At 32.9% G+C, this 386-nt stretch carries 1 pseudogene; it reads right to left on the minus strand.

Going from position 1 to position 386, the window contains the following annotated elements:
- Positions 1-345: pseudogene (locus tag H1S01_RS20930) on the minus strand (IS6-like element IS257 family transposase); the annotation flags it as partial.
- Positions 346-386 lie beyond the last annotated feature (41 nt).

Raw genomic sequence — 386 nt, forward strand, 5'->3', positions numbered from 1 at the left:
CGCATATGCTGAATGATTATCTCGTTGCTTACGCAACCAAATATCTAATGTATGTCCCTCTGCATCAATGGCACGATATAAATAGCTCCATTTTCCTTTTATTTTGATGTACGTCTCATCAATACGCCATTTGTAATAAGCTTTTTTATGCTTTTTCTTCCAAATTTGATATAAAATTGGGGCATATTCTTGAACCCAACGGTAGATCGTTGAATGATGAACGTTTACACCACGTTCTCTTAATATTTCAGATATATCACGATAGCTCAATGCATATCTTAGATAGTAGCCAACGGCTACAGTGATAACATCCTTGTTAAATTGTTTATATCTGAAATAGTTCATACAGAAGACTCCTTTTTGTTAAAATTATACTATAAATTCAA

Origin of the sequence: Heliobacterium chlorum (assembly GCF_014502795.1) — a bacterium.
GTDB lineage: Bacteria > Bacillota > Desulfitobacteriia > Heliobacteriales > Heliobacteriaceae > Heliobacterium > Heliobacterium chlorum.